Source organism: Paraburkholderia sp. GAS33 (assembly GCF_050436645.1).
GTDB lineage: Bacteria > Pseudomonadota > Gammaproteobacteria > Burkholderiales > Burkholderiaceae > Paraburkholderia > Paraburkholderia phenazinium_B.
On sequence record NZ_JBNDMP010000006.1, the window covers coordinates 302419 to 324983 of the forward strand.

The window sequence follows — 22565 nt, forward strand, 5'->3', positions numbered from 1 at the left end:
GTTAGCGGGCCGCGGTCTTGAGTGCGAGCGGCAGGCCCGCGACCATCATCGTGACCTGGGTGCTCAAGGCAGCGACGCGCTGGTTGAGACGTCCGAGTTCATCGACGTAGAGACGCGTCGCCGCGCCGAGCGGCACGACGCCCAGGCCGATCTCGTTGCTGACGACGATGATCGTGCCTTTGGCCGAGCCGAGCACGGCCTCGAACGCGGCGACACGTGCGAGGTAATCGTCGCGGGGTGCGGTGCCATCCGGCGGGCACAGCAGATTGACGAGCCACAGGGTCAGGCAGTCGATCAGGATGCAGTGGCCGGGCGCATCGGTTTGCGCGACGGCGCCGGCGAGGTCCAACGAGGCCTCGAGCAACTGCCAGTGCGCCGGACGCCGCGCGCGATGATGGGCGATGCGGGCGGCGAATTCCTCGTCGCCTGCGCGCTGCGCGGTTGCGATGTACGTGACGGGCCGCAAGCTGTTGATTGCGAGTTGCTCGGCGTGCACGCTCTTGCCCGAGCGGGCGCCGCCGAGAACGAATGTTAGATCGTGAGGAATCATTGCCCGATTGTAGCGTTTCGACGAGACAAAGGTCACTTTGAACAACCGGCCTGGTCTGCTATTGCGATGACGATCGTTATCTTGGCGAGACGGGCGGGCCACCTTTCGTCGGGCCAACGGACAGAACAGGACAGTGCGGTCTGCCGTAAGCCATGGACGCCTGACGAAATGTCAAACGTGCTATTGCCAGTCGACGGTACCGATGTCCTCAGGGAACACATTTTTGTCCGAAACTGACCTCGCTTCACTCCCGTCCTGTGACTAACATCAAATCGGTAGATCGAGGACATCATCTGCGACTGGTGATCGTGGATCTGCTCGCGCGACATAGAACATCAAATCTGACGGAGACATCACCGTGCACATTCATTCTCGTAGCTCGAGCGTCGCGCGCATGATCACGCTCGTCGTCGCCTCGGCGGCCTCGACCTGCGGCATTGGCGCGACCTTGCCTGCAGCCCGCTCAGGTGCGTGCGAACGCCTCCAGGGTTTTGTTGTGCCTGCCTCCGAGATCGGCTTGCCAACGTCTGGCGCGAGCGTAACTGCGGTCAAAGAGGTCGCCGCCAGTGGCAGCGGTTCAGCGGCGTTGCCCGACTACTGTGAGGTGACGGGCAAGATCTCGCCTGTCGACAGATCGGCGCCCGATATCGACTTCGAGGTTGCATTGCCTGCGCAATGGAACGACAAGGTCGTCATGTTCGGCGGTGGCGGCTTTGACGGTACCATCCCTGATGTCACAGGCAATGTGCCCAACGGCCCTGTCGACAAACTCGTGCCGCTCGGTCGTGGCTACGCGACGTTCGCGAGCGACTCCGGCCATCAGGCGAATGCGCTGGCTTCCCAGGACGGGAGTTTCGGCTTGAGCGACGAGGCAGTGAGGAATTTCGGCGGCGACGCGATCAAGAAGACGCGCGATGCGGCGCTTGCGATTATCAAGGCTCGCTACGCGCATGCTCCTCGCGAAGCCTATTTCGCAGGCGATTCGACTGGCGGAAGGGAAGCCGTGACGGCAATCCAGCGCTGGCCGTCGGACTGGGACGGCGCGATCGCATGGTACCCGGCATGGAACGACGCAGCAGCACTGCTAGCAGGTCAGCGTATGAATCGCGCGCTGGCGAAACCTGATGCCTACCTTTCCACGGGGAAAAGGGAGGCCGTGTACGACGCTGCGATGGAGGCCTGCGATGCGCTTGATGGCGTTGTCGATGGCCTGATCAGCAATCAGCAGGAATGCAACGCGCGCTTCGATCCATCAACCGCTACCCTTCACGGTGCTCCGTTGCGCTGCCCGAAAGGGGCGGACACCGGCGACAATTGCCTGTCGGACGCGCAGATCGAGGCCTTGAAGACAATCAATACGCCAACCTACTTGCGTTTCCAGCTCGCCGATGGTGAGACAGAGTACCCCGGCTACAACGTCTGGGGCGCCGATCTTGGCATAACGACCCGTACTTCACCCATAGAGCCCGAGGTCACGTTCCTCGCATTCGGAACCTCCCAGCCGGCGAATCCGATGCCCCTGACAGCACCGTACGTCAGCGTCCTGACCGACCAGTGGTTCAAATACTCCGTTACGCGCGACCCCAGCTTCGACTCGCTGGCACTCGATCCGGAGCAGCCGGGTGTGTGGGCCAACCGTATCAATCAGCTGAGTGAAGAGCTCGATGCGAGCACCGATATTTCCGCTTTCCGGGCACGTGGCGGGAAACTTCTGCTCGTGCATGGCATAGCTGACGTCCTGGTCAGTACGCGCGCCACTGAGGAATACTATCGGCGGCTTCAGGCGCAGTTCGGCATCGATCAGGTCGATTCGTTCGTGCGTTTCTATGAGATTCCCGGCCTGGGCCACGCGGTAAGCAGTACTTTCAATGCAACGTGGGATTCGTTGTCGGCACTTGAGCAATGGGTGGAAAAAGGCAGGGCGCCGGTGGACCAGGTAACGACCGATACTGCGGGCGTTCCCGGGCGCACGCGACCGCTGTGTGATTTCCCCAAATGGCCGCGGTACCAGAGCGGCGACGTTAATCTCGCCGCTTCGTTCAAGTGCGTTGAATGAAAGGGCGTGAAGGCGGCGCCGGGCGAACTGTGAATGGCAAGACATGACGTGTATCGTGCCGTGATCCTTCACACTGCCGCATTGCGACCTATGCATGCGAAGCAGGCACTCCTGCCATGAGCAGAGCCAAACCCGTTTGGGTAGGATGATAGGTAGACCGCGTTAAGGCAACGCAGAGCGGGAGTCAAACCTTGCGGCGCTTCGCGGGCAACTGTTGGAATCGGCCGCGTTCCGCCGATCAAGGCTTCCGGGCATTCCGATATCTTTCATCGTCGTCCCGTGCGCCCCGATCTTAAAGCGGTCTATGAGTAACGACCGCAGCCAGCCTAGAATGCCGTCCCAATCTGGAACTGGAATTTCTGGTACTGGTCGCCCGCGTGCTTGACGAGCGGGAAGCCAAGGCTGAGCTTGAGCGGCCCGATCGGCGAGATCCACGCGAGACCCGCACCGTACGCATAACGCAGACCGTTCGCGCCGGTACTGTTGCCTTCGTTGCCCCAGACGTTGCCGCCGTCGAAGAATGAGAATACGCGCAGCGTGCGATCGTAGCCGGTGCCCGGCAGCGGGAAGGTCAGTTCGATGTTGCCGACCAGCAGCTTCGAACCGCCGATCGGATCGCCCGTGGTCGCATCGCGCGGGCCCAGCGAGCTCGGCTCGTAGCCGCGCACCGAACCGATACCGCCGGCGTAGTAGTTCTTGAAGATCGGGAACGGCTTGCCGTCGAGACCGTTACCATAACCACCCTGGAAGTTCAGGCCCAGCACGAAGCCTTTCGAAAACGAGTAGTAGTACTGCGCCTGAAGGTCGGCCTTATAGTAAGGTGTACTGCCCAGAGGCGAGCCGTATTCTGCGTTGGCCTGCGTAAAGTAACCGCGGCTCGGCACCAGCGCGCTGTCGCGATTGTCGCGCGACCAGCCGATCGTCAGCGGCACGTTGTTCGACACGCGGCCGAAGGAGTTGACGTAGTCAATGTAGCTTTGCGGTGTAGTTGAGTCGACGTCGAGACGGTTCTGTTCGATACCGAGACCGAAGTACACCATGTCGGCTTCGGAGAACGGGATGCCGAACTTCAGGTCCGCGCCGACCGTAATGATGCGAAAGCTTGTGTCGTTAACGCTGGAGAAAACGAGTGGTTCGCTGGTGCGATAGTAGACGTCGGTAATGCGCTTGATGCCGTCCACCGTGAAGTACGGATCGACCTGCGTGACTGTCAGCGTACGGAACGTCGTTGCGGTATTCACGTTCACCGCGAGGCTCGTACCCGAACCGAACACGTTGTCCTGCGACACGCCCGCCGAAATGATCGGGCCTTCGCCGGAACCATAGCCAAGACCGAGGGTGACGGAGCCAGTCGGCTTTTCCGTCACCTTGACGGCAATATCGACTTCGTCGGCGGTGCCTTCGACTGGCACGGTGGTGACGTCGACATCCGTGAAGTAGCCGAGACGGTTGATCCGGTCTTTCGACAGTGCAAGGCGACTCGAATCGAACCACGAGCTTTCGAGTTGACGCATTTCGCGGCGGATCACTTCGTCGCGCGTGCGGGTGTTGCCCACGATGTTGATGTTCCGTACGTACACGCGGCGGCTCGGATCCACTTGCAGTGTCAGGTTGACCGTATGGTGTTGCTGGTCGATCTGCGGCTCCGCGTTCACGGTTGCGAACGCGTAACCGTATTCACCGAGCTTGTCGACCACGGCCTTCGTGGCAGCCTTCAGCTTTGCAGCGGAAAATCGGTCGCCCGCCTTGATCTTGACGAGTTTCGAAAGCTCCGCCTCGCGGTCCAACAGGTTGCCGGCCAGATGGATGCTCGAAATCGTGTACGGCTCGCCCTCATGCAAGGTGAGCGTGAGGTACATGTCCTTCCTGTCTGGCGACAGCGAGACCTGGGTCGAATCGATATTGAACTCGAGGTAGCCGCGGTCGAGGTAATACGAGCGCAGGTTCTCGAGGTCGGTGGTCAGCTTGTCTTTCGAGTACAGGTCGTTCTTGGAGTACCACGAGAACCAGTTTGGCGTGGACTGCTGCATTTCGTCGTGCAGCGTGCCGTCGCTGAACACCTTGTTGCCGATGAAGTTGACCTGGCGGATCTTCGCGCTCGGACCTTCGATCACCGAGAACAGCAGGCCGACGCGATCGCGGTCGATCGGCGTGACCGTGGTCGTGACTTCGGCTGCATAGTAGCCGTGCGTCAGGTACTGGCGTTTGAGCTCCTGCTCGGCGCGGTCGACCAGCGACTTGTCGTAATAGCGGCCCAGCGACAAGCCGACCGAGTTCAGCGCCTTGTTCAGGTTGTCCTTGTCGAATTCGTGCAGGCCCGAGAAATCGATTGTGCCGATGGCAGGGCGTTCCTCGACCTGCACGACGATGACATCGCCTTCGGCCGAAATCCTGACGTCGTTAAAGAAGCCCGTTGCGTACAGCGCGCGGATCGCAGCGGACGCCTTGTCGCCAGTGAAGATGTCGCCCCGTTTGATGGGCAGATAGGAGAAGACTGTGTTTGGCTCGACACGTTGCAAGCCTTCGAGCCGGATGTCGCGAACCACGAATGAGTCAGCGGCATTCGCCGACATTGTTGACGCGCTTAAACCAACGAGGGTCAATGCCCTCACGCAGCGGGACAACAAGATTTTTACTTTCATACAGAGTGAGCGAAAAGAAATCCACGCAGACACGAAAACCGCTGCCACGTGAAGTCCAATGGACGACTCGCGAGGTGCGGAGGGAAGAGCGACCCGTTGTTCTATTTCAATCTGAAGTCCGAGACGTCGTTGCCCTGGACGAGATCTTTGACTTGTGCAAGCACCTCCTGTCCGTTCACGAATGTCCATGTCTATCGTCCACGAAACATCACAAGAGCCGAACACGGCACGAGCATGACGATCGCAATGTGCTCGACGAAGAACGTCACCAGTCGCTTGCCCTCATCAAAAGGACGGCAAGAGCATTGATCCAATGAGTGACGCGAACCGGGGCGGCGTCATGGGTGGAGAAACGGAACCAGGATCGCGAATATTCCAGCGCGTGAAAAATAAAGTCATACCTTACAAACGCTCCACCTCGAAAGCGAACAGGTCAATGACAGGAAGCACCCGAGGTGCGAAATTTTCATGGAATATTCGAGGGTCGCCGTTCGTTATACAGAGATCGTTGTGCCGATAAGGAATGGAGACATGATGTCCAAATCAATCGTGATGTTGACGCTTTGGGCCGGTCTGGCTGCGCCTCTCGTTTCCCCAGGTGTCGTGTTTGCCCAGAATTGCACCCCCACTCTCGCAGACGGTTCTCTTAACCAATGTCCTCCGATGGGCGGCGGCGGTCACGTAGACCACCGACCCGACCGGTTGCCTCACGGCGACAACGATTCCCACGGGAACAATGGCATTCACGGTACCCCGAGCGTCCACAGTGCTGGCGGAGCCGCCACTTTTAACGGCGACGGAGCTCACAGCGCAGGCATGGGGCACGGCGGAGGCGCCGGAAGTGGCGCGGGTGGCGGCCACGGAAAATAGAGGTTGGTGCGACCAGCTGTGCCGCACGTTTTCGATGCAGTGCATTGGCAGGAGAGGGGAAGGAGCGTCAATTGAAACTGGCACGTGGGGTGGATGTTGTCCGCAAGCGCATGAGCAGGCTCTTTCACCTGAATGCACTGAAACGTTCATCCGGAGCCGGAGCGCAGTCCATGCCGGAAGTGGAATGCGAGTGGGTGATTGCGTACCGGACGGCGCATGGTTTCTGTTGCATTTACCGCGGAGTGCCCATTGATTTTCGCACTATGTTCGACCTCCAGATCTGGGTCGAAGAGCACAATGTGCGGACCTACTTCATAGGTTCCTGAAGCGCGCCTTGTACAGGGTCGCCGGCTACTCTTGAGAGTTTGAACACGGCAGCCGTGATCGTTGACGATCATGGCTGCCGTCACGTTGCCACATATCGCCTCATTCCCAAAGCAATTGCCACATCTCGGTCATGTTCGAAGCTCATTCTTGCGGGTGCCTTCCCCGGTTGTGAGTTAACAGTTGTCTCCCTGTAGCGCGTGCCGTGAATCCAGGAGTCCTTATCTTCTGGTTGCACTGGACGTCGTCTCCCTCAATAAACGGCAGATAAACAGCGAACATGACATCAAACAGTCGACGTGATTTCCTGCGAGCCGCCGCGCAAGCGGCCGGTGCGGCCACCGCACTGGGTGCAGTACCTATGGGTATCCGCAGTGCACTGGCGATACCTGCGCACAATGCGACCGGCACGATCGAAGACGTACAGCACATTGTCGTCTTCATGCAAGAGAATCGTTCTTTCGATAACTACTTCGGGTCACTGCGCGGCGTGCGCGGCTTCGGCGACACACGTCCGATTCCACTGACTACCGGCAAGTCTGTATTCTTCCAGCCCGCCAACAACGCGGATGGTTATGTCTTGCCTTTCCGCCCCAATCTTCCGAACCTCGGTCTGCAGTTCGTGCAGGATCTGGACCACAGCTGGCCTGGCACGCATGCGGCATGGAACAGCGGCCGCTACGACCAGTGGGTGCCGGTCAAGGGCACGACGACGATGTTCCATCTGACGCGCGAGGACATCCCGTTTCACTATCAGCTGGCTGACTCATTTACGATTTGCGACGCCTATCATTGCGCAGCCATGACGCCGACCGATCCGAACCGCTACTACATGTGGACGGGCTGGGTAGGCAACGACGGAACCGGCGGCGGCCCCGTGATCGATAACGCCGAGGCCGGTTACTCATGGAGCACGTTCCCGGAAAAGCTTGAGGCTGCCGGCATATCGTGGAAGGTCTACCAGGACATGGGTTCCGGTCTGAATCCGTCGACCGGCTGGGGCGACGACGAGAACCCCTTCATCGGCAACTTCGGAGATACCTCGCTTCTGTTCTTCAAGCAGTATCAGAACGCACAACCCGGCAGTCCGTTGTTCGAAAAGGCACGCACGGGTACGCAGGTCGAAGTGAGCGGGACCTACTTCGATATCCTCAGAAAGGACGTGCAAAACAATACGTTGCCGCAGGTTTCGTACATCGTGGCCCCGGAAGCGTTTTCGGAACACGGCAACTGGCCGCCGAACTACGGCGCGTGGTATGTCGACCAGGTCCTTCAGGCACTTACGTCCAATCCGGAAGTATGGAGCAAGACGGTACTGCTTTTGACCTACGACGAGAACGACGGCCTGTTCGATCACATGCCGCCGCCGTATGCGTCTTCCACGCCTGCAACAGGCCTTTCTACCGTCTCCACAGCGAACGAGTTTTTCGCGGGTTCGAGCGGCAATCAACCTGGTCCCTACGGTCTTGGGCCACGCGTACCGATGATTGCCATCTCGCCATGGTCAAAGGGTGGTTACGTGTGCTCGGAAGTCTTCGATCACACATCGATCATCCGGTTTATCCAGAAGCGTTTTGGGCACGGTAACAGCCTGGAGGAGCCGAACATCACGGCATGGCGCCGCACGGTCTGCGGAGACCTGACATCGATTTTCAACTTCAGGAACCCTAACGACGGCTTCCCGCAACTGCCACCCACCTCGTTTCCAGCGGACAAGAACCGTCATCCGGATGTGGTACCTGTCGTGCCGAGCAGTCAGTCGCTGCCGAAACAGGAATCTGGAGTACGGCCGGCACGCGCATTGCCATACGAGTTTTTCGTTCGCGGTGGCGTGAGCGGGCAAGGCAACGCGTTCCGGTTGCACATGACGAACACGGGGCGCGCGGGTGTCAACTTCCAGGTCTATTCGGGTAATGCGACGGATCTGCCGCGCAGCTATACGGTTGAAGCAGGTAAGGATCTTTCGGACGAGTTGATGCTCGCTCCGGGAGGAAGCTACGACTTTTCCGTGTTCGGACCCAACGGCTATCTGCGCCGCTTTGTGGGCAAAGCAAACTCTACAGGGGAGCAACAAACAGCGTTTCAGATTGCCGACGGCTACGATGTCGCAAACGGCAATCTGCAACTGCGTCTGACAAACCCGGGTAAAGAGCGGTCCGTTTTCAAGGTCGAGAGTGCCTACAACTCGCCGATGAGCGGCGATCTCAGCGTGCGTGGCGGTGATGTCAGCGTTCTGATGATTGATCTGCGAAATTCATTCGGCTGGTACGACCTGACAGTGACGGTCAACGCGGATGCGAATGCCCTGTGGCGCATTGCTGGTCACGTAGAAACCGGGCGTGACAGCGTATCGGATCCAGCGCTTGGAGGGTGATGTTGAGTCGCTGATGGCAGCGGTCTATGACTCTGCCACATGAACCATGAGCGGGCCGGTACGGCCGCTCATGGTTTTATTTTCCGCTCCATATCGGCAGGATTGCAGGGCATGTTTAATGACAATGCTTCTGGGAAACGACTTCGAAACCGCCAGTCAATGCCTCTCGGGCATTCCGATGTCTTCTGCAGGTTATAGGGCTACGGTTCCAGTAGACCGTCTTGGCAGAAAGTGAGTTTTGGCGATTCGCTGCTGGAGAGAGCCTGCAGTGGACGTGCCGAGACCGGACGTTATGTCGAGGACGTGGCGAGCGATGTCAGTGTACGGTTGCACAATGGTCGCAAGCGGAGGGGCGAGGAATCTCGCAATGCTGTCGTCGAAGCCAATGAGCGACAACCGTTGCGGCACTGCAATGTTCAACTCCTGCGCTGCCTGAAGAATGCCGGCGGCAAGAACATCGGCGCCGACGATTAGCGCCGTGGGATAGTGTGGGCGCGACAGTAGTTCGATGCCAAGCGTGTATCCATGAAGCGGTGCGTTCGGAATCACAAGGTCATAAGGCACAGTTCTGATTGTGCAGTGCTTATGGTCTACATCATGTTGCAGCAGTGCCTTGGTAAACGAAGCAATGCGGCATTCTTCGACGCTTGAGTTTCTGTGGGGACCCGCCTCTCTCGTGCTGGTGCCGCTTACATACCCGATGGACCGGTGACCGAACCTGACCAGATGCCTGACCGCCTCTTCAATTCCAGGTGTGGGGTCAATGCCGACCCGATGCACATCGCCAAGGTTGTCGCGCTCAATCTGGATGAGTGGAATCCCTGCGTCGCGGACGATATCGTAGTTCTCCAAAATGAATGGGTGGCACACGACAATTGCTTCGACATTGTGGTCGAGCAGATGTTTGAGCCCGTCCCGTTCGAGGTCGACGTTATATTCATGATCGACAGTCAACAGCGAATAACCTGCGGCGGCGGCCTCCATGCGCATCGCGTGTGAGATGTGTGCGAAGTGCGCGTTGTTGGTCGCGGAGTCGATCACAAGGCCGAGGGTGTAACTACGCTGGTTCCGAAGGCTTCTAGCCTGAATGTTGGGTCTGTAGCCGACCTTTTCGACGGCTGCCAGTACCCGCGCCCGGTTCTCTTCGGAAACATACCCGTTGTTGTAAACGACTCGTGACGCGGTCGAAGCGGAGACGCCGGCCTCCCGGGCGACGTCCGTCATCGTTGCGCGACTGGCTCGTGCGTTCATGATTTTGCCTTTACAAACAAATTGGATCTCACTACTCGGGTTTGCGCGCGGTCGTGCTGTGTCGCTGCTGTGCAGCATAGTCTATCGAACCCGCCGGACGGCCTTCCGGCGGACTTTGCAACCCGACCGAATTTTGCCACGAACAGAAATGGGGTGGTGACGTCACCATCGCTGTCAAAAAAGGCCTTGCAGCTTTTCTTCGATCCCGATATGGTGACGTCACCACAGCGTCCTCGCTCGGAAATGAACTCAGGTTCTAAAGTCGGGAGATAGCAATGAAAAAATCCTATCCACTGTCTTTTCAGATGTTTTCAGCGCGCGATACCGTTCCGCTAAAGACACAGCTTGCTGAGCTTGCGAAGCTGGGCTACGAGAACGTAGAGCCATTTGGCGCCCTATACGCCGACCCCATTGAGTTTCGCAAGGAACTGGACGCCAACCGCTTGTCGGCGCTCAGTGGTCACTTTGATCTGTCGATGCTCGAAGCCGATACAGAGAAAGCGATTCACATTGCCAATACTCTTGGTATCGAGATTGTGATTGCGCCATGGCTCGACCCGTCATTGCGCCCAACGGATGCGAACGGATGGAAGGCTTTGGGAGCACGGCTGGCCGTCCTTCAAAAGAAGTTCGCCAAGGCCGGTCTGACGTTTGCCTGGCACACCCATGACTTTGAGTTCATCCGGCTACCGGATGGTTCGTTTCCGGTTGAGCACATCTTCGAAGGCAACAGCGTCGGCCTGGAGCTTGATGTGGCGTGGGTTATCCGGGCAGGTGCCGACCCGCTGGTGTGGCTCGAGAAGTACTCGGACCGTCTGGTGGCGGTGCATGTGAAAGACATCGCGCCGCAGGGCCAGAACCTTGAACAGGATGGATGGGCTGACCTCGGAGTGGGTGTGGTGGACTGGAAGCGTATCTGGCCCGTGGTCAACCGCGCGGAGCCGCGCGTGGCTGTTCTCGAACACGACCGTCCTGGCGACTGGATCAGGTTTGCAAAGAACAGCGCGGCAGCTTTCCGGGCTCTTGTCAGCGAGTGAACGACATGAAAATCAACATTGGCGTGATTGGTTGCGGAAACATCTTTGATGCGTATATCAGGAATGCGGTGCACTTTCGCGACCTGAGCTATGTCGCATGCGCGGACCTCAATACGGAACTTGCGCAGCGTAAGGCTGCGCTCTACGGCCTCGAGGCGATGTCGATTGACGCGATGCTGGGCCGCGACGATATCGACGTGATCCTGAACCTCACGGTGCCCAACGCGCACGCCGAGGTCTCCCTCATGGCGATTGCCGCAGGCAAGCACATCTATACCGAGAAGCCGCTGGCGGTGACGTTGGCAGAAGGGGCTGCGATTCTGGATGCTGCGCGGCAGCGTGGTGTCAGGGTGGGATCCGCGCCCGATACGATACTGGGGCCGGCAGTCCAGTCGGGGCGCGCGATCGTCGACTCTCAGGAAATTGGCAAGGTTGTGTCAGGCCTCGCCACGGTGCAGAGCCACGGTATGGAGCATTGGCATCCGAACCCCAGCTTCTTCTACAAGAAGGGTGGCGGACCGGTGCTCGATGTGGGGCCGTACTATGTGAGCACGCTGGTCAACCTGTTAGGGCCGGTCACGAGCGTGAAGGCATCGGGCACGATCGGCTACCCGGAGCGAGTCGTGACGACGGAAGGGCCAACGAAGGGTGACGTGATCAAAGTGGAGACGTACACCACCCTGCATGCCTTGCTCTCGTTCGCCAGCGGCGCTCACGTCACACTGCTCGCTAGCTGGGACGTCTGGAATAGCGATCTTCGTCCGATTGAGCTTCACGGAACGGAGGGTACGCTGCGGCTGGCTGATCCGAATTCGTTCAGCGGCGAGGTCGCCGTGTCAGTGGGCGCCAAAAGCTTCCGTAGCATCCACACGAACACGATGCCCTTCGGCGCTTTCAACCGTGACTGGGTTGGCGATGGCGTATGCCGTTCCAGCTGTTATCGGGGACTCGGGCTGGCTGACATGGCTTCGGCGATCCAGGCCGGTGTGGTTCACCGGTGCAACGGCGAGTTCGCATTCCACTTCCTTGAAACGATGCTGGCCATCGAAGATGCCGCGGCTAGCAACGGCACCGTCAATCTGAGGAGCTCTTGCAGCCGCTCGCCTCTGCTTACCGGGGAGGATGCGATGCGGCTGATGGCCTGAAGTCAACGGCACCAATGACAATCGGTTCGGTTTGTATCGTGAAGGGAGTGAAAGAGGTTAACGAATGGACTACTAAACTTTTGCCGCCTGCCGCTCGAACGACGCACAAAGCGATTCCGTCAACGCGTCTATAGCAGGTTTCAGGTTACCCGTCTGACGTGGATAAACCAGCCAGACGCCCAGGCTCAGCTTGAAATCGCTGACGTCCAGGATCTCCAGCTGGTCGCGAAACGGACTCGTGCGCAACACGTCGAGCGGCACGAGGCCGAGCCCCAGGCCAGCACCGACCAGCCGCAACTGTGTGTTCATTGCTTGAGTGTCGACGCTAATCCTGAGCCGCTGGCCAGCGGCTTCCATCGAGCGTTCAAGGGCCGCTCTATATCCGCAGCCGTCCGGGTTGAGAATCCAGCCATGCCCGACTAACGACCGTATCGAACTCTTACGCTTGACCAGCGGCTTATCCGCGCTCTGGATGACTTTCACCTCGAACGTAACGATCTGGCGGCCGGTCAGTCCGTGGGGTAGCCCCGTGCCCTCGGGAAGCATCAACACCGCAGCATCCAGTTGACCCTGTTCCGTCGCCTGCTGCAAGGCGGGACTCCATTCCGTGTGCAACCTGATCTCCAGCGCGGGGAACAGTTCGTTCATCTTTAACACCGCGTCAAATAGCGTTGCATCGGCCACCGCGTGCGGCAGGCCGAAGCGGAAAGTGCCAGACGGTGCAGCGCCCTCGTGAGCAACATCGAGCAGATGCGACCAGGCGCCAAGCAACGTTACGGCCTGTTCGTACACGCGATTTGCCAGCGCAGTGGGCCGGGGTGGCTTCGAGTCGCGGTCGAACAGTTCGGCCCCAAGCAATTGTTCGAGCCGCTGGATGCGTTTCGAAATGGCCGACTGCGACACGCAGAGGATGTCTGCCGCGCGCGTCAAAGACGCCTCATCGATCACCGTCACGAACGTTTTCAGGTCGTCGATCATAATTCCAATATGTCATGTTTAACATGACATTTATTCTCTTGAGGAAAGTTGTGAGCAAGCTTAACCTGATCTCACTTCGCGCGCCAGTTCAATGACTGGCGAGCACTGACCAACGACGCCATGCCGTCATTTGCAGGAGCAATCGAATGCCTCTCGTACGCATCAACCTCTCAAGAAATGCCACACCACAAGTTGTGCAGGCAGTGAGCGAGACGGTCTATCAGGCGATGGTGGAGATCGCGAACGTGCCGCGAAACGACAAGTTTCAGATTGTCACGCGCCACGCTGAAGACGAACTGATCTATCCGGCCGAAGGCTATCTGGGTATGACTTACTCGGCTTCCATCATATTCATTCAGGTGACGTGGAATGCGGGCCGCACGACAGGGGTCAAGAAGGCGTTCTACAAGGCGATCGCGGACGGTATTCACGCGAAAACGGGCGTTCGAAAGGAGGATATCGTGATAAACCTCGTAGACGTCGCCCGGGAAGACTGGTCCTTCGGCAACGGCGAAATGCAATACGCGCCGAAGGAGTGATTGGGGGATCGACACGACCTTGACCCCGATTAAAGCAATGCCCACAACACCGGATCGGTCATTTCCTGGCGGCGGGTCGACAGTATTCGCACGCCCGTTTCATACCGGAGGCTTCAAGGAGGGCAAACAAGCCGACGAACAGGGGCGCAAACCTGATTTCAAATGGTACTAAATTGCCTGAACTGAATCGATAAGATTGTTCCGCAGCGCCACGATCGCCTTCTGCACTTTGGCGAATTCATCTGGCGCGAGGCCAGTCGCCCCATTGAGACTCATGGTCAGGGCTCTTTCGCGCAGCCGCCGACCGTTTTTCGTGAGCCTGACTCGCACCTGACGCTCGTCTTCAGGATCGCGCTGCCTTTCCAGATAGCCCATCACCTCGAGCTTCTTCAGCATCGGCGTGAGCGTGTTGGATTCGAGAAACAGCTTCTCGCCCAGACCGCTGACGGTTGGGTTGTCTTCCTCCCAAAGCGCAACGATCGTGATGTATTGCGTATAGGTGAGCCCAAGCTCCTCGAGCATCGGCTTGTATGCCTTGCCAAACGCCAGGTTCGCGGAGTAGATCGCAAAGCAGAGGTAGTCTGACAGCGGTGCAGCCGCAGCGAGCGCCGGATTGGTAGTTTTCATCTGCATCCTCTTTGGCTGGAGCCTGATGTTTCACAAGACATACGAACAAATATACATCGCATGCGATTATATCGCAATATGGTGTATACCCCAAAATGAAGGCACGTGCCTCAGCGAGATGCACGTGCCTTGGCGGATTACACCGTGACGATGGTCGTGCCGACCTCGATGTTGCCGCGCACAGATTTCGAGTACGGGCAGATCTGATGGGCCAGGTGCGCGATTTCCTCGGCGACTTCCGGTGCCAGACCCGGCACGCGGACGGTGAACTCGGCGCCGAGGAACCACGCTGCACCGGTCTGTCCGATGTTTACCTGGATGTCCACGGAATAGTCGGACGGCAGCGTGACCTTCTTCATCGAGGCTGCAATTCCGAACACGGTCGTGTAACAGGCCGACCACGCGCCCGCAAACAACTGCTCGGCTTGCGGGTGCGGCTCGGTGGCGATGAAATCGAGGCTTTCAACGCCGGGCGCAGACAGCTTGAGGTCGAAGACACCAAACTCGCCGCGCTGGACACTGGGGTCGCGATTGACCGTGGCGTGAGTGTTACCTGAGGCGAGGACTTTTTCGATCTTTTCCATGATGGATTCCTTGGTGAATAAGGGTGTTACGTTAATTTAAGGCGCAGGCGATTTGATCGCGTGCGATATATTAGGGGAGGTACCTGGCGAGATCCGCAAGCCTTATCCGGTCACTGCGTGACGACGTTCAGGCCGACCTCGATGTTGCCGTGCACAGCCTTCGAGTACGGGCAGATCTGATGAGCCACGTGCGCGATCGACTCGACAACGTCGGCTGCCAGATCCGGCGCGCGGATGGTGAACTGGGCGCCGAGGCAATGCCCGGTACCGACCGACCCAATGCTGACCTGAATGTCCACGGAATAGTCGGACGGCAGCGTGACCTTCTTCATTTTGGCTGCAATCTCGAACGCGCTGATGTAACAGGCCGACCACGCGCCCGAAAACAGCTGCTCGGCTCTTGGGTGCAGTCCGGTAGCGATGAATTCGCGGTTTTCAGCGCCGGGAGCTGAAAGTTTGAGATCCAGCGCGCCGTGCTCACCGCGCCGGGCATTAGGGGCGCGATTGATCGTAGCGTGGCTGTTGCCGGAGTGGAGGACTTGTTCGATCTTGCTCATGACGGATTCCTTCGTGAATACGGGGGTTAGGTGGTTTAGATCGCATGCGATGTAATCGCATGAGCCGCATGATGGGCGAGAGCGTTTTCTTTGTCAAGCGTATAAGATTTAATCGCATGAGATTTGTGATAGGCAGCGATGAGAACCTGCGTCCCGGAAGCAGTCAGACCTGCCGCTCGGCGTGCCGGCAGGTCTGAGGGCTGGTCATGCAAAAACACGGCCGCGCAAGCGAGTGCTTATGCCGGCAAACGGACGTCGGACAGATCTTCACAGAGTGCAATGAGCCGCTTCTGGAGAACGGGATCATCCGCCTGCGGGTTGGGAGCGAGTGGGTGCAGGTGGTAAAAGTACTGCCCGGTCACCTTGGCTTGCGGATCGTCGCTGGCGGCGAGCCAGGCCTGGGTGCGATGTGCCTGATCCATGTCGTCGGGCGCACCGGGGCCACCCATCCGGGTAGGCACCCAGCCAGGTTCCAGCGCGGTGGAAAAAACATCGGGCCAGCGACGGGCGATCGCGAATGCCAACATGGCATCATGCAGCTTGCTCTCGGCATAGGCTGCGGATCCGTTCCAGCGACGCTTGCGCCAGAGGATGTCGTCGAGATTGGCGTCAGCGTGGTGGTGCATCCCCGAACTCAGATAGACGAGCCGCTCCGGCTTTTCGATCAGGGCCGTCAGGATATACGCGGATAGTGTGTTGATCGCGAAGACGTGCGGCAGACCATCAGTGGTGAGACGCGGGCCTTCGCGATAGCCGACCGCGGCATTGTGGATCACCGCATCGAAGCGGCCAAGTTCGTTGACGCGTGCAGCAAGCGCCTTGGCGCCGGCAATCGTTTCAAGGTCGCCTACGACTACGGCCTCGGCCTCAGGTAGCGCGCGCCGGGCAACTTCTGCGCGGGCGGCGTTTCTGGCATGCAGGACAACCTGGTGTCCTTGCGCCACAAGCAGTTGGGCTGCCATGAAGCCGAGGCCCGTGGACGAACCGGAAATGAATATGCGTGTCATGTGAATTCTCCTGTACTGGTTGGCGAACCGGCGACATGGTCGTTGCCGGTTCCGGGAATGGGATGCTCAACGTGCGGAGCGGCGGCTGATCAGAACGAGGACCGCTCCAAGAATCGCGCTTGCCGCGCCGAGCAGATAGACCGCGGCATATCCGAAGTGACCGGCGACGAGACCCGCCGCTGGCCCGGCAATGCCGTAGGCAATGTCGAGGAAGGCGACGAAAGCGCCCATCGCACTGCCGCGATTCGCGGGCAACACGCGCTTGAGCGCCTCGACACCAAGGGCCGGAAACACCAGCGCGCAGCCAAGACCGGTGACAAACGCACCTGCGAGCGCGACGATCTCGTACGGCGCTGCCCACAGTACCGCCTGGCCGATGGCTTCGATGCCAAGTGACCAGAGAGCCACACGGTAGCCGCCGATGCGATCGGGCAGATGGCCGAACACCATCCGCATCAGGATAAAGCCAACGCCGAACGCAGTCATGACGAGTCCGGCATGGCCCCAGCCACGCATCGCGAAGTAGAGCGAAGCAAATGCCGTCAGCCCGGACAGCCCCACGCCTTGCAGCATCAAGCCCAAGCCTTCTCGCCAGATCTGGCTGATCACGCGATAGAACGGCAGTCGCTGGCCGGCCGGCGAAACGTACGAGGTTGCACCGAAGGCGATACAGGCAGCGAGCAGCGGTGCGGCGATGCAGGCCGCCATCGCGGCCTGAAGGCCTAATTGCTGATAGAGGCTCATGCCGACGGGCGCACCGATCGCCAGTGCTGCGAACATCGCGATGCCAGTCCAGGACATCGACATTCCTGCGCGTTGCGGGCCTACCGAGGCGATCGACCAGGACACGCAGCCGGTGACGAACTGGCTTTCTCCGAGCCCGGCCACCAGACGCCCTGCAATCACGATGGCAAGACTGACCGCCGGCGAGAGACCTTTGGTGGCCGAGACCAGATAGAGCAGGCCACCCAGGGCGCAGAAGGCAGCGCCCTGCAACGCCGACCGCTTGCCGCCGTGATGGTCGGTCACGTGACCGGCGTAGCCACGGGTCAGTACGGTGGCAAGGAACTGAATCCCGATCACGAGTCCGACGACGAGGTTGCTAAAACCCAGCTTGTCATGGACGAAGAGCGGAATGACGGGAAGCGGCAAACCGACTGCGAGGTAACCGCAGAACAGCATTGCGATGACGGCGAGGGAGGGACGAGCCAGATGAGCCGGTGGGGCGTCGGCCTGGCCTATCGTCTTCACGGTAAGCGATGGCATGATTAACTCCAGATTGGCAATCGTGAGAGAAAGCCGCTCCGCGAAGAGCGGCCGGACACGCTCAGGCAGTAGTGCCAGAAGAGGAAGCGGACGTCCCGAAGAGTTCGCTCCGGTAGCCGCTCGCGTCGAGCAGGTAGTCACGGGACGCGGTCACCTCGGCCGACAGTTTTGCCAGATCGACGTCGATCAGCTTGCCGCCTTGCTTGCGCAACTGGCCGGCAACCATCACGGTGTCGACGTCTGACCGCTCGACAGCCTGGACGACTGTGCCGATGGCGTTGTTCACCGGGAAGACGCCCGCGCCGTTGGTGCGCACCATGATGATGTCGGCCTGCTTGCCCGGAGTCAGCGAGCCGATCGAACGTTCCAGGCCGGCGGCGCGGGCGCCATTGATCGTCGCGGCTTGCAGCACCGCCTCTACCGAGATCGGCGCGGGAGCGTCGGCCTCGCCACGGAATCGGCGATACCGCATGGCTGCGCGCTGCTGCCCGAACAGGGCGTGCATCTCACCAAACAGATCGCTGCCGAAGGCGGTGTCGAGGTCGATGCCGAGCGCCGGCGTGAGGCCGTGATCGATCGCCTGCTGATACGCGAAGCTATCGTCGTCGAAACCGAATAGCGCATCCGAACGGGGATTGACGGTGACGTTCACGCCCGCATCCGCGAACAGCTTCCACGTTTCTTGCGGGACACGTGTGCAGTGATTGAAGATGTTGTGCGCGCCCAGCACCCCAGGCTCGGCGAATTCAGGGCCGAGTTTGGCGAGATCGCCGATGAACTCGGTCAGGATCTGCATGTCGAGCCGGCGTGCGACTTTCCACCAGTCGAGATTGAGCTGACCGAAGAGGCCAACCCGCACCCGGTCCGCCCCAGCGTTCCAGTTAAGTGCGAGTCGTTCGAGATCTTGCGGCAGATGGGCATTGGACGCTTTCTTGTCCATTGCCGCACCGACCATATGCAGCGCCCGGATGCCGGCCGAGTCGAGTGCTTCGAGCGCTGCATCGGTGTGCTCGGGGCTGCGCGAGCTGTGGCAGGCGTCGATGATGGTCGTAATGCCGGCGTCGAGCGAAGCGACCGCCGTGAGGCGCGTACTCAGATACATGTCGAGCGGACGATATTGCGAGCCCAGCGTCTCGGCGACGACATCGATGTAGGCGAATAGATCGTCGACGTCGGGCATCATCCGGCGCATGACGCCGAGCCATGCATGGTGGTGCGCATCGATCAGGCCGGGCAGGACGATGCTGCCGGCGGCATCGATGACTTCGGCGTCATCGGCCTTCAGGCTGGCGCCGACGGCCACGATGCGGTCGCCCTCGACCAGGACGTCGCCGGTTGCGAGATTGGGAACGTTGCGGTCCATCGTGACGATGGTGCCGCCCTTAAAAAGGATGGTGCGTGCAGTGCCAGGCATGGTGAACTCCTCCGGGTGGGTTATCGACGACGGCGGAAGGGCGGTGCGAAGCCGTACTTCCGGGTGGCGGCGGCCACTGTGACGCGTCGTTGATGGGAAGATAGGCGTCCCGCGACTTTTGATTAAGATAGGGTCGTTCAAATGATTTATGCTAAAAGTCAAAGATGAATCAAAGGCGAGACTCAAATGAGCTTTGACGGAAGATTGCTTGCAGGGATGAGCGTGCTGGCGGCCGTCGTCGAGACCGGTAGCTTTACGCGGGCGGGCGAGGTGCTTGGGCTGTCGGCTTCAGGCGTGAGCCGGTCGATTTCGCGGCTCGAAGCGCGCATGGGGGTACGGTTGCTGGACCGTACGACGCGGGCGCTGCACCTGACCGGCGAGGGCGCCCGGCTCTACGAACTGGCGGCGCCCCATCTTTCCGGCATCGAGGACGCTGCGAATGTGGTGTCAGGCGCGGCGGTGACGGTTCGCGGGACACTGAGGGTCAGCCTGAATCCCGTGTTCGCCCGCAACGTTCTGGCGCCGAGATTGCCGGAATTCACCGAGCGCTATCCTGACCTCGCCCTGACGGTGGTGCAGCTACCGGATGCGGGCGACCTGGTGACGGAAGGCATCGACGCCGCGGTGCGGTTCGGGCCGCAGCCGGCGTCGAGCATGTCCTCCCGGCTGTTGCTCGAAACCCGTGTGCTGACGGTGGCGTCGCCGTCGTATATCAAGAAATATGGGCGCCCCGCGACGCCTGGGAAACTCGTCGGGCACGACTGTATCCAGTACATCGATCCACAGCACGGCAAACCGTTTCACTGGGAATTTCACCGTGGCAAGGAGATCCTGCCTGTCGAGACGACAGGCAGGCTGACGCTAACGGACGTCGATACGATGGTCGGAGCGTGTGTGGCCGGCGCAGGGGTGGCGCAGGTCCTGGCCCTTGGCGTTCAGCATTTGCTTGCAAGCGGCGCCTTGGTTGAACTGTTCCCGGATTGGCCGGGCGAGACCTTTCCGCTTTATGCTATCCGGCCATCGCGGCGTTTACCTCCCGCTGCGGTCGAGGCATTTCTCGAGTTTTGCTGGGAGCTCTGCCATGGGCAGCGCACGGCGCCGGTGTCCTCCCGAGTATGATCGACGGCTGCCCAGCGGAGCGCGTTGCGCGGGGGAATGTGCGAAACATAAATATTGCACTCCTAAAAGAAATGCTGAATACCAACCGAGATGGCGGTCACTGACCGGCCGGATGCCACGCCAGCTCCCGTGAGCGAAGCGATGCCGTTGGTGCCCGAGGCATGCTGATAGGTCACTTGCTGATAGACCGTCGTTCGCTTCGAGAACAGGTACGAGTTTGAAAGGGTAATGGTCTTCCAGTCACCGCCGTCGAGATTTTCCACCCATCCGCCAATCGCGATGACATCGTCGGGTACTATCGTCCAGTTCACACCAGCGTCCACGGTGTTGGCGTTACCTTGGCCCGTTGCCAAGGTGATGCGCGACTGCGTAAACGTGGTGTGCAGAAGCACATTCTTAAACTGATACGACGCGCCGAGTCCCCAATTGACAAGCTTGTTGGCAACAACGCCCTCGGCCTGAGGAAGCGAGGTGCCAAACAGCGAAGGAAGCCCAATAGCGCTGGAGAGTTCCAGAAAACGATTGTTCTCGTTCGCGTACGTGGCGGCCAGACTCAGAGGTCCGCCCTTGTACTGGACAAAGAACGAGTAGTCCCTGCTTTCGCTGAAATTGCCGGCCACATTTCCGAATGCAAATTCGGCGCCCGAGGAGAACCCGCCGATGGTCGGGCTCACATACTTCACCGCATTGTTGAACTGGAAGAAGTTGGCAATCTCATCGAGGTTGCCTTGGTGGAGCGAGAGAATGTTCCCGAGGATAAAGGGCGTTTGATAGCTGGACAGAACGTCATACATGAAGCTGGGTTGGTGACCGAGCGTCAACGTGCCATAGGTGTCCGACTGCAGTCCGACGTATGCCTTTCTGTTGAATAGCGTGCCGGGAACCAGCGCCTCGCCATTGTTCAGCGTGTACTCGTTCTGCAGATCGAAAACGGTGCGTAGCCCGCCGCCCAGGTCTTCAACTCCCTTGATGCCGAAAATGTCGGGGGAGTGCGTGTTTTCCTCCTGAAACAGGGCATGTCCTCCGACATTGCTGATGTACTGGACTGCGGTGTCCGCAATGCCATATAAGGTCACGCTGGATTGCGCGTTGGCGGAACTGGTCACGGAAAGTGCCACGATCGCGCCTGCCACAGTACGTCCAAAGATTGCCATGCCCTGTCTCCAATCCGGTTGTTGCTCTTCCGAACAAGTTATTGATTTAAGGGAAATCCAAAAAATATTTGTACTACTAATGAAATGGGCGGATAAAAATTCAATCATTTGTCCCGGCTGCTTGCTCGTGCGTAATCGCCTCAGTTCGCCGGTGTTGCATTCAACAGTAATGAATGACACAATGTATGTTGAACAATATAGGGGCCGCCCCGGGACGTGTCAACACGATGAACGTCCGTGGAAACCCGGGCGGCGTTTTCTTATGACTTCTACTACGGCTGAAAAATGACCAATGTGACTGCGAGACGCGGCATTCAGTCTGTCGAGATTGCGTTCCGGATCCTGTCGGCGTTGCAGACGAGTGTGCGAGCACTCCCTCTCAGGGAAATTGCTGCGTTGTCCGAACTGTCGCCGAGCGCGACAAGCAACTACATGATCAGTCTGGTGCGAACCGGGCTTGTATCGGCGGACGAAAAGCCGGGCTGCTACAAGCTCGGGCCAGCGTCGCTCGCACTGGGTATGAGCGCGATCAACCAGCTGGACGGATTCGATATCGTGCGCCGCGAGGTGATCGCCTTGCGGGAAGCCACCCTGAGTGGTGCGGCCGTGACCGCGTGGACCGAAGATGGACCAGTTAGTCTCTTCAAGCAGGAGGGGCAGACCCGCAGCATTCTTGAGCTCAGAACGGGCCTGATTCCGCTCGTCACGACTGCCGCGGGAAAGCTGTTCGTCGCCTGTCTCCAACCCGAGCGCACCGACGATCTCATCAGCCGCGAACTTTCCGCGGGACAGGAATGGAGCCCCGCTTCCTTCCGTGACGAAGCGATCACTGAATTGCGCACTTGCGGTTTCACAGCGGTTCATCGCGGGGACATGGGTTACGTGTCTGTCGCGGCCCCTATCTGGGACAGGGACGGTGATCTCCGATTCGCCATCAGTCTCATCGGATCGCCTGCAACACTGAACACGGAAATTGAAGGTAAAGAGATCAAGGCGCTGCTCGATAGCGCGGTTCGAGCTACGGTTGCGCTCGGCGGAAAGGTCCCCCGCAAGATCGGGTAGAAGCTGGGC

19 protein-coding genes are annotated in these 22565 nt (G+C 59.4%); 8 read left to right on the top strand and 11 right to left on the bottom strand.

Annotated features, from left to right (window positions below):
- Nucleotide 1: 1 nt before the first annotated feature.
- Nucleotides 2–550 carry a bifunctional adenosylcobinamide kinase/adenosylcobinamide-phosphate guanylyltransferase gene (gene cobU, locus P3T24_RS20815; RefSeq protein ID WP_429437348.1) on the bottom strand — a complete coding sequence of 183 codons (549 nt, stop codon included), beginning with the start codon at nt 548–550 and terminating at the stop codon, nt 2–4.
- Between the two features lie 394 nt (nt 551–944).
- Between cobU and P3T24_RS20820 the strand changes: the two genes are divergently transcribed.
- Nucleotides 945–2606, top strand: a complete 1662-nt coding sequence (locus tag P3T24_RS20820; RefSeq protein WP_429437576.1) for a tannase/feruloyl esterase family alpha/beta hydrolase — start codon at nt 945–947, stop codon at nt 2604–2606.
- Between the two features lie 326 nt (nt 2607–2932).
- Here the strand turns inward: P3T24_RS20820 and bamA are convergent, their stop codons facing one another.
- Nucleotides 2933–5248 (bottom strand): outer membrane protein assembly factor BamA, encoded by a 2316-nt coding sequence (gene bamA, locus P3T24_RS20825; protein ID WP_429437351.1) that lies wholly within the window; start codon nt 5246–5248, stop codon nt 2933–2935.
- A gap of 941 nt (nt 5249–6189) precedes the next feature.
- On the opposite strand from bamA, the gene P3T24_RS20830 reads away from it, so the two are divergent.
- Nucleotides 6190–6444 carry a hypothetical protein gene (locus P3T24_RS20830; RefSeq protein WP_429437354.1) on the top strand — a complete coding sequence of 85 codons (255 nt, stop codon included), beginning with the start codon at nt 6190–6192 and terminating at the stop codon, nt 6442–6444.
- A gap of 278 nt (nt 6445–6722) precedes the next feature.
- A complete protein-coding gene (locus tag P3T24_RS20835; protein WP_429437357.1) occupies nt 6723–8816 on the top strand; it encodes a phosphocholine-specific phospholipase C in 2094 nt (697 codons plus the stop codon).
- Between the two features lie 192 nt (nt 8817–9008).
- On the opposite strand, the gene P3T24_RS20840 is transcribed toward P3T24_RS20835, so the two are convergent.
- Nucleotides 9009–10067 (bottom strand): LacI family DNA-binding transcriptional regulator, encoded by a 1059-nt coding sequence (locus P3T24_RS20840; protein WP_429437360.1) that lies wholly within the window; start codon nt 10065–10067, stop codon nt 9009–9011.
- Between the two features lie 275 nt (nt 10068–10342).
- Between P3T24_RS20840 and P3T24_RS20845 the strand changes: the two genes are divergently transcribed.
- Together P3T24_RS20845 and P3T24_RS20850 are read left to right on the top strand one after the other, a co-directional pair.
- Entirely contained in the window at nt 10343–11104 is a 762-nt protein-coding gene (locus P3T24_RS20845) for a sugar phosphate isomerase/epimerase family protein (protein ID WP_429437363.1), read from the top strand.
- 5 nt (nt 11105–11109) lie between these two features.
- A complete protein-coding gene (locus P3T24_RS20850; RefSeq protein WP_429437366.1) occupies nt 11110–12249 on the top strand; it encodes a Gfo/Idh/MocA family protein in 1140 nt (379 codons plus the stop codon).
- A 72-nt stretch (nt 12250–12321) separates the two neighbouring features.
- Here P3T24_RS20850 and P3T24_RS20855 read toward each other — a convergent pair whose 3' ends face one another.
- Nucleotides 12322–13227: a LysR family transcriptional regulator gene (locus P3T24_RS20855; protein ID WP_429437369.1), complete on the bottom strand. Its 906-nt coding sequence runs from the start codon at nt 13225–13227 to the stop codon at nt 12322–12324.
- Between the two features lie 146 nt (nt 13228–13373).
- Between P3T24_RS20855 and P3T24_RS20860 the strand changes: the two genes are divergently transcribed.
- The gene (locus P3T24_RS20860) at nt 13374–13766 is read left to right on the top strand and encodes a tautomerase family protein (RefSeq protein WP_429437372.1); all 393 of its coding nucleotides are present in this window, start codon (nt 13374–13376) and stop codon (nt 13764–13766) included.
- 168 nt (nt 13767–13934) lie between these two features.
- On the opposite strand, the gene P3T24_RS20865 is transcribed toward P3T24_RS20860, so the two are convergent.
- From P3T24_RS20865 to P3T24_RS20890, 6 genes are all read right to left on the bottom strand, one after another.
- Nucleotides 13935–14393 (bottom strand): MarR family winged helix-turn-helix transcriptional regulator, encoded by a 459-nt coding sequence (locus P3T24_RS20865; RefSeq protein WP_429437375.1) that lies wholly within the window; start codon nt 14391–14393, stop codon nt 13935–13937.
- A gap of 137 nt (nt 14394–14530) precedes the next feature.
- Nucleotides 14531–14977, bottom strand: coding sequence for an Ohr family peroxiredoxin (locus P3T24_RS20870; protein ID WP_429437378.1), 447 nt, complete (start codon nt 14975–14977; stop codon nt 14531–14533).
- A 110-nt stretch (nt 14978–15087) separates the two neighbouring features.
- Nucleotides 15088–15534: an Ohr family peroxiredoxin gene (locus P3T24_RS20875; RefSeq protein ID WP_429437381.1), complete on the bottom strand. Its 447-nt coding sequence runs from the start codon at nt 15532–15534 to the stop codon at nt 15088–15090.
- Nucleotides 15535–15770: 236 nt separating this feature from the next.
- The gene (locus P3T24_RS20880; RefSeq protein WP_429437384.1) at nt 15771–16541 is read right to left on the bottom strand and encodes an SDR family NAD(P)-dependent oxidoreductase; all 771 of its coding nucleotides are present in this window, start codon (nt 16539–16541) and stop codon (nt 15771–15773) included.
- 66 nt (nt 16542–16607) lie between these two features.
- Entirely contained in the window at nt 16608–17807 is a 1200-nt protein-coding gene (locus P3T24_RS20885) for an arabinose transporter (protein ID WP_074267830.1), read from the bottom strand.
- Between the two features lie 61 nt (nt 17808–17868).
- Nucleotides 17869–19221, bottom strand: a complete 1353-nt coding sequence (locus tag P3T24_RS20890; RefSeq protein WP_429437388.1) for an amidohydrolase family protein — start codon at nt 19219–19221, stop codon at nt 17869–17871.
- Between the two features lie 186 nt (nt 19222–19407).
- Between P3T24_RS20890 and P3T24_RS20895 the strand changes: the two genes are divergently transcribed.
- Complete coding sequence (locus P3T24_RS20895; protein WP_429287896.1) at nt 19408–20340, top strand: LysR family transcriptional regulator; 933 nt, start codon at nt 19408–19410, stop codon at nt 20338–20340.
- 62 nt (nt 20341–20402) lie between these two features.
- On the opposite strand, the gene P3T24_RS20900 is transcribed toward P3T24_RS20895, so the two are convergent.
- Nucleotides 20403–21494 (bottom strand): porin, encoded by a 1092-nt coding sequence (locus P3T24_RS20900; RefSeq protein ID WP_074267833.1) that lies wholly within the window; start codon nt 21492–21494, stop codon nt 20403–20405.
- A gap of 285 nt (nt 21495–21779) precedes the next feature.
- Between P3T24_RS20900 and P3T24_RS20905 the strand changes: the two genes are divergently transcribed.
- Nucleotides 21780–22556, top strand: coding sequence for an IclR family transcriptional regulator (locus tag P3T24_RS20905; RefSeq protein ID WP_074267834.1), 777 nt, complete (start codon nt 21780–21782; stop codon nt 22554–22556).
- The last annotated feature ends 9 nt before the right edge of the window (nt 22557–22565 follow it).

What these genes read in the sequence shown, in the direction of transcription:
- cobU (WP_429437348.1), bottom strand. Translation starts at nt 550, where the DNA reads ATGATTCCTCACGATCTAACATTCGTTCTCGGCGGCGCCCGCTCGGGC.
- P3T24_RS20820 (WP_429437576.1), top strand. Translation starts at nt 945, where the DNA reads ATGATCACGCTCGTCGTCGCCTCGGCGGCCTCGACCTGCGGCATTGGC.
- bamA (WP_429437351.1), bottom strand. Translation starts at nt 5,248, where the DNA reads ATGAAAGTAAAAATCTTGTTGTCCCGCTGCGTGAGGGCATTGACCCTC.
- P3T24_RS20835 (WP_429437357.1), top strand. Translation starts at nt 6,723, where the DNA reads ATGACATCAAACAGTCGACGTGATTTCCTGCGAGCCGCCGCGCAAGCG.
- P3T24_RS20840 (WP_429437360.1), bottom strand. Translation starts at nt 10,067, where the DNA reads ATGAACGCACGAGCCAGTCGCGCAACGATGACGGACGTCGCCCGGGAG.
- P3T24_RS20845 (WP_429437363.1), top strand. Translation starts at nt 10,343, where the DNA reads ATGAAAAAATCCTATCCACTGTCTTTTCAGATGTTTTCAGCGCGCGAT.
- P3T24_RS20850 (WP_429437366.1), top strand. Translation starts at nt 11,110, where the DNA reads ATGAAAATCAACATTGGCGTGATTGGTTGCGGAAACATCTTTGATGCG.
- P3T24_RS20855 (WP_429437369.1), bottom strand. Translation starts at nt 13,227, where the DNA reads ATGATCGACGACCTGAAAACGTTCGTGACGGTGATCGATGAGGCGTCT.
- P3T24_RS20860 (WP_429437372.1), top strand. Translation starts at nt 13,374, where the DNA reads ATGCCTCTCGTACGCATCAACCTCTCAAGAAATGCCACACCACAAGTT.
- P3T24_RS20865 (WP_429437375.1), bottom strand. Translation starts at nt 14,393, where the DNA reads ATGAAAACTACCAATCCGGCGCTCGCTGCGGCTGCACCGCTGTCAGAC.
- P3T24_RS20870 (WP_429437378.1), bottom strand. Translation starts at nt 14,977, where the DNA reads ATGGAAAAGATCGAAAAAGTCCTCGCCTCAGGTAACACTCACGCCACG.
- P3T24_RS20875 (WP_429437381.1), bottom strand. Translation starts at nt 15,534, where the DNA reads ATGAGCAAGATCGAACAAGTCCTCCACTCCGGCAACAGCCACGCTACG.
- P3T24_RS20880 (WP_429437384.1), bottom strand. Translation starts at nt 16,541, where the DNA reads ATGACACGCATATTCATTTCCGGTTCGTCCACGGGCCTCGGCTTCATG.
- P3T24_RS20885 (WP_074267830.1), bottom strand. Translation starts at nt 17,807, where the DNA reads ATGCCATCGCTTACCGTGAAGACGATAGGCCAGGCCGACGCCCCACCG.
- P3T24_RS20890 (WP_429437388.1), bottom strand. Translation starts at nt 19,221, where the DNA reads ATGCCTGGCACTGCACGCACCATCCTTTTTAAGGGCGGCACCATCGTC.
- P3T24_RS20895 (WP_429287896.1), top strand. Translation starts at nt 19,408, where the DNA reads ATGAGCTTTGACGGAAGATTGCTTGCAGGGATGAGCGTGCTGGCGGCC.
- P3T24_RS20900 (WP_074267833.1), bottom strand. Translation starts at nt 21,494, where the DNA reads ATGGCAATCTTTGGACGTACTGTGGCAGGCGCGATCGTGGCACTTTCC.
- P3T24_RS20905 (WP_074267834.1), top strand. Translation starts at nt 21,780, where the DNA reads ATGACCAATGTGACTGCGAGACGCGGCATTCAGTCTGTCGAGATTGCG.